At 37.7% G+C, this 1,667-nt stretch carries 1 protein-coding gene; it reads right to left on the bottom strand.

Going from position 1 to position 1,667, the window contains the following annotated elements; genetic code table 11:
- Positions 1 to 98: 98 nt before the first annotated feature.
- On the bottom strand, positions 99 to 1,373 hold the full coding sequence (locus tag SBH76_RS13395) for an IS110 family RNA-guided transposase (RefSeq protein ID WP_317978162.1): 1,275 nt from the start codon (positions 1,371 to 1,373) through the stop codon (positions 99 to 101).
- Positions 1,374 to 1,667 lie beyond the last annotated feature (294 nt).

The following is a 1,667-nucleotide window of genomic DNA, read 5'->3' as shown; positions in this document are numbered from 1 at the left end:
TAGTGTGAAAGAAGGTAGAGGTAAGCCATAAACCGGCGCACTTAAATAAGCTGTCTTAAGTAGGCAACTTATTTGAGGATATAGATTTAGTAGATTGATCAAGAAGCTAAAGGTTTATCAGGAGGAAGTAAGCCTTCCTTTTGTAAAAGTTTTTTGGCTTGCTTGATAGCCTTAGCCTTCTGTTTTTCAACTAAAGGTGCAGGCATATCGATTTTGTAAAGATCGCTTGGATTCCATACCTCTCCGGTAGACAGCATCCGGTAGATGGCTGTAAGGATCATACGGGCAATGGCAATAACAGCTCTTTTCTTGCCACGGCGTTTAACAAGAGATTCATATTTCTTTTTGTAGTAAGGAGACTTGTCAGATTTCACGGCTGCATGAGCACACTGTACTAATGCAGGTTTGAGGTAGACACCGGCACGTGTAATACGGACAGATTTCTTCTTATCGGCAGATTCATTGTTGCCGGGGGTAAGACCTGCCCAACAACATAAGCGTTTAGAATTACAAAACTGAGACATATCAATACCAATTTCGGAGATGATAGTAATTGCACTATCACGTTTGACACCCGGAATGGTAGTTAGTAACAGGATAGCTTTATCATAATCAGGATCAGAAGAAATCAAAGATCCAATCTGTTTATCTACATCATTGATTACAGCTGTGATATAATCTATATGTGCGCGAATTAGGCGCATACGATATTTTTGGGCATCAGTCATCTGATATCCTTCGATAGATTCAATCACAGCGTCTTCTTTGGATTTGAGGCTCTTAAGAAGTTTTGAAGCGATTTCTTCATGGTTAATCGTAGTACCTGATTGTTCAAGCAGATAATCGATAATGGATGAGGATGACTTCCCAAAGATATCGGATACAACAGAATCTAATGCGATATTACAAACAGTAAGAGCATTCTGATATCTATTCTTTTCACTTGAACGGCAAGAAACAAGCTTGTAGCGATATCTTGTGTATTCTCTAAGAATACGAATTGACTTACAAGGAATATAACTGCCTTTTACAAGTCCAAGTCGAAATAAGTCTCCAATCCATTTAGAATCTTTGGTATCATCCTTATTACCCTTAACAGCTTTAACCCATTTGGGATTAGCAATGGTAACATTGATTTGATCTTCTAGAAGATTAAAGACAGGAACCCAGTATTTACCTGTAGATTCCATACAGACATCATGGCATTCATTTTCAAGAAGCCATGATTTAAAGTCTAAAATAGAATTGTTGAAGGTAGAGAATCGCTTCTTTTGATAAGAAGGTTCAATACCGGCGGTAGTTTTGATGATTGTGGCAACGAGAAAAGATTTGTGAACATCGACACCACAACAAGTTGGATAAGTAACTTTCAAAGTGTAACTCCTTTCGTAAAAGATAAGAAGCCATTGACTGAACTGCCACACAATAAAACGAAGAGCTTTAACAATTCTTAGTGTACGGATTCGTGATACCACTTATTTGTGCTTGAAAAGGCAGAACTTACACTGATTAATATGCTGTCTAAAACAGAGAAAGTTTTTACAACTTCTCCTCACGTGCTTTGTAGTATAGCTTCTTGTTATCTATTTTAAATCACAGAGTTGAGATGTAAAATACTTTCATTACTATTTGTGCCGCGGCTTGACCGCGGAATGGAGATTAATATG

The sequence above is a fragment of the Lachnoanaerobaculum sanguinis genome, assembly GCF_033242365.1.
Taxonomy (GTDB): domain Bacteria; phylum Bacillota; class Clostridia; order Lachnospirales; family Lachnospiraceae; genus Lachnoanaerobaculum; species Lachnoanaerobaculum sanguinis.
This window is presented reverse-complemented; position numbering and strand designations above follow the sequence as displayed.